At 62.9% G+C, this 2,176-nt stretch carries 3 protein-coding genes; all 3 read left to right on the top strand.

Going from position 1 to position 2,176, the window contains the following annotated elements; translation table 11 throughout:
* Positions 1 to 348: hypothetical protein (locus tag ACFE99_RS25215; protein WP_375489626.1), on the top strand; the 348-nt coding region annotated here is incomplete at its 5' end.
* A 694-nt stretch (positions 349 to 1,042) separates the two neighbouring features.
* Entirely contained in the window at positions 1,043 to 1,639 is a 597-nt protein-coding gene (locus tag ACFE99_RS25210) for a TetR/AcrR family transcriptional regulator (protein ID WP_375489624.1), read from the top strand.
* Positions 1,636 to 2,176: cytochrome P450 (locus tag ACFE99_RS25205; RefSeq protein WP_375489622.1), on the top strand; the 541-nt coding region annotated here is incomplete at its 3' end. The genes ACFE99_RS25210 and ACFE99_RS25205, both read left to right, overlap by 4 nt.

Raw genomic sequence — 2,176 nt, 5'->3', positions numbered from 1 at the left:
GGACTGCTTCCCGCGCCGGGAAGCGCGGCCGCGCTGGCGGCGCCGGCGACGGCCGGCAGGTCTCTGGCCGGTGAGGGCGGCGCGGCGCCCGACGCCCAAGCATTTTTACGTGGAATGGGAGGCCGCGAAATCGGAATCGGGATGGGCATTCTCACCGCAATACGTGCCCGCGCGCGGGTGCGACCCTGGCTGATCGCGGGTGTGCTTGCAGACAGTGGTGACATCGCCGGAATCGCCGGCGCGTGGCCCCACATGCCACGGACAAAGCGATGGCTCGGATTGAGTATGGCCGGCGGCGCAGCCATCGCCGGCGCCACACTCCTGGCCACGCTGCCGCCAAAGGCCTGATTACGCGAACTCGGCTCCTAGACCGCGATTGGTGACAACACCGCGCTGTCAGAGTTTTTCTCATCCGAGGGCCGCCCGCCAGCCTCGACGGCGAGTCGGCTGCGCCAACGTCCCGTCGGCGCGCCGGGTTTGCGCGGACTTCGACAACTTCGTTCACAAACCTCGGTGATGAATACCGCAAGGGTGGCGGAAAGTCTTGAGGACCAACACTCTCCACTCGGGGTATGCCCGAATTCTGACCACTGCCAAATTGGTTCCGCTTCGCTGCCAAACACTGCCAGTTCGGATCTGATGTCGATACCGTCACCAAGCGCCGCCCGCTGGTAACACCTCGCGGTCGACGTCGGATTCTTTCGTAGGCGGCCGCCGCCTACCTATAAAGTCGTAAACCTCACGGGAGTCGAAGGCGACCAGTCCCGCCGGATCAGTGGTACCGGCCTCGGAGTGGTAACCAAGGTTGCCAACGAATTGGACCCCATCTGCAAGCCACCCCGCATACCGGCTCGTTCGTTCGCGCCGCAGCTCGGGGTGGACGACGAGCCCCGGCCGTCTCGCCTTCTGACCCTGTACGCGACCTGCTCCGGTGGCAAGGGAAGGGTTGAAGCGTCTCTGCGAGATGACAGAGTTCGATTGACTCCACGCGCCCAAGAGCAAGTGTATGGTTGGTATATCCAAGCAAATGATTGGGCAGCGTGTGGGCGACAGTACCCGCGATCGGATTCTCAACGAAGCTCTGCGTTTGTTTGCCGATCAGGGCTATGCCGGAACTTCGGTTGCGTCGATCGAAGAGGCCGCACGCTTGTCACCGCACTCAGGGGCCCTATATACGCATTTCGGGTCGAAGGAGCAGGTCCTAGCGGCCGCCGTGGAGCGGGCGATCCAAACCTCGGAGGCGAGTTTGAATCTTGCGCCGATGCTGTCGCTGGGCAATCTTGAGGCTGAGTTGACGCTGGTTGCCCGGGGCTCGCTGGTGCTAATGACCAGCTGGCGCGATCTGATTCGCGTGATGGCCAAGGAAGGCGATCGGTTCCCGACGGTGATGGCCGAGGCGCGGGAACGACTCTTCGCCAGATCACGTCGGTTCCTTGCCAAGTGGCTGGAAGACAAATCACCACAAGAGGGTTCACCGGAGCGCGACTTCGAAGCCATCACGGTGATCTGGCTCGGTGCGATCGAAAACTACTGGATCGCAACATCGCTTCACGGTGACCGTCCGCTCGGAGGCGACGACGAGCGGTTCATTCGGCAGTGGGTGCACACCCTGATGACGGTGCTCGGAGCATCGCAATGAGCAGAATACTGTTCGATTTGAACGACCCAGCCGTGATCGCCGACCCTTACCCCTACTATGCGCGGCTGCGGGACGAGGCGCCGGTCTACCATTCGCAGGATCCGGATCTGTGGGTGCTCAGCCGCCACGAGGACGTCGCGGCGGCCGTACGCGATGCCAACCGCTTCTCTTCGGACCTGAGCACCGGCTCCAGCTTTAATGACAACCCGTTTAACCCAGCCATCAAGTTCCCACCGTGGCTCGCCGCTGTGCTGGGTCGCGTGTTGCCGATTCGCACGTTGCTGACCAGCGATCCGCCGGAGCATACCCAGCTACGCCGGAAGGTAAGTCGGGCGTTCACGCCCAAGCGGATCGCCGCGTGGGAGCCGCGGATCCGCGCCATCGCCGAACAACTCATCGATGACATCGCCGCCAAAGCTGGCCACCACCCGATCGACCTCGTCAATGACCTGGCATCGCCGCTGCCGACGATCGTCATCGCCGAGATGATGGGCATTCCCGTCGACCGGCATGACGATTTCAAGCGATGGTCAGACA

This window comes from uncultured Mycobacterium sp., from assembly GCF_964249325.1.
In the GTDB taxonomy this organism is placed as follows: domain Bacteria; phylum Actinomycetota; class Actinomycetes; order Mycobacteriales; family Mycobacteriaceae; genus Mycobacterium.
Note: the sequence above shows the minus strand (reverse complement) of the source record. Positions and strands in the feature narration are given on the sequence as shown.